We start from the raw sequence: 1,964 nt of genomic DNA on the forward strand, positions 1-1,964 counted from the left end.
TCCATCTGGGCGTTGGTGAGACTGCAACCGATACCTTCACTTACACCATCAATGATGGCAATGGCGGGGTGATCACCAAGACCGTGACGGTCACCATCAACGGCACCAATGATGCGCCGGTGGTCAATGACATTGATGTGACCATTGTGCAAAACAACAACGTGGTGATCATCAACGCTGACTTCACCGATGTGGATGTGAACGACACGCACATCATCACCATCGACAACAGCACCACTGTGGGTGTTGTCATCAACAATGGCGATGGCACATTCTCCTATGATTGCGGTGATGCGTTCATCCATCTGGGCGTTGGTGAGACTGCAACCGACACCTTCACCTACACCATCAATGATGGCAATGGTGGTGTTGTGACGAAGACGGTTACTGTGACGATTGTTGGAAGCGATAACAACGCGCCGGTGGTCAACGATATCGATGTGACCATTGTTCAGAACAACAACGTGGTGATCATCAACGCCGACTTTACTGATGTGGATGCCGATGACACACACATCATCACCATCGACAACAGCACCACAGTGGGTGTTGTGATCAACAATGGTGATGGCACGTTCTCTTATGATTGCGGCGATGCGTTCATCCATCTGGATGTTGGCGAGATGCAACGGATACGTTTACTTATACTGTTGATGATGGCGAAGGTGGGGTTGTTACCAAGACCGTGACCGTGACGATCAATGGCACAAATGATGCGCCGGTGGTTAATGACATCGACGTGACCATTGTTCAGAATAACAGCGTGGTGATCATCAACGCTGACTTCACGGATGTGGATGTGAACGACACGCACATCATCACCATCGACAACAGCACCACTGTGGGTGTTGTGATCAACAATGGCGATGGTACGTTCTCTTATGATTGCGGTGATGCGTTCATCCACCTGGGTGTCGGCGAGACCGCAACAGACACCTTCACTTACACCATCAATGATGGCAATGGTGGTGTTGTGACGAAGACGGTGACGGTGACCATCAACGGCACAAATGATGTTCCGGTGGTCAACGACATTAATGTAACTGTGGTTCGAAACACTAACGTGGTGATCATCAATGCCGACTTTACCGATGTGGATGTGAACGACACGCACATCATCACCATCGACAACAGCACCACTGTAGGTGTTGTGATCAACAACGGCGATGGCACGTTCTCTTATATCTGCGGAAATGCATTTGATCATTTGAGTGCAGGTGAAACAGCAACCGATACCTTTACTTATACCGTAAATGATAGGAATGGCGGGGTCACAACAAAAACAGTTACCGTAACGATCAATGGAACTGATGACGTTCCGGTAGTACAGGGAATGATCATCGTAGGTGATGAGCATGATAATGTGCTTACCGGTGGCCAAGGGAATGATACCATCCAAGGCAAGGAAGGTGAAGATGTTCACAATGGTGGTGAAGGGCAGGATACCGCGCACTACGGTAACTTCTCGGACCCAGTATCAGTTTCCATAATCAACTTGGCTGATTCCAGCAAAAACACAGGCGTTGCAGCAGGTGATACCTATAACAGTATTGAAAATGTAGTCGGCTCTGCAGGGCAAGACACTATCGTTGGCACATCAGAGTCCAACGCTCTATCTGGCGGCAATGGAGATGATGTGCTGATTGGTGGAGCAGGTGCAGATATACTGAATGGCGGTTCTGGAACCGACACTACAAGTTATGCAGATTTCACTGACGAAACAGCTTCATCACGCATCAACTTAGCTAATCCTTCGCAAAATACCGGAGTTGCAACTGGTGACACCTATATCAGCATAGAAAACGTTATTGGGTCAGCCGGTCACGATACAATTATCGGAAACTCGTTTAACAATGAGCTTTCTGGCGGTGAAGGCAATGACAGTCTTTATGGTGGCAATGGCAACGACACGCTCAGGGGCGGCGAAGGTAACGACTACCTGCGGGGTGAAGTGGGTGATGATA

2 protein-coding genes are annotated in these 1,964 nt (G+C 48.8%); both read left to right on the forward strand.

All coding sequences use genetic code 11. The features are described 5' to 3' along the window. The coding region (locus JCM12308_RS28455; RefSeq protein ID WP_164845393.1) for a cadherin-like domain-containing protein at window positions 1-689 on the forward strand (689 nt) is incomplete at its 5' end. Beyond that, window positions 587-1,964: cadherin-like domain-containing protein (locus tag JCM12308_RS27375; protein ID WP_244272050.1), on the forward strand; the 1,378-nt coding region annotated here is incomplete at its 3' end. The genes JCM12308_RS28455 and JCM12308_RS27375, both read left to right, overlap by 103 nt.

Origin of the sequence: Pseudovibrio denitrificans JCM 12308 (assembly GCF_001310815.1) — a bacterium.
In the GTDB taxonomy this organism is placed as follows: domain Bacteria; phylum Pseudomonadota; class Alphaproteobacteria; order Rhizobiales; family Stappiaceae; genus Pseudovibrio; species Pseudovibrio denitrificans.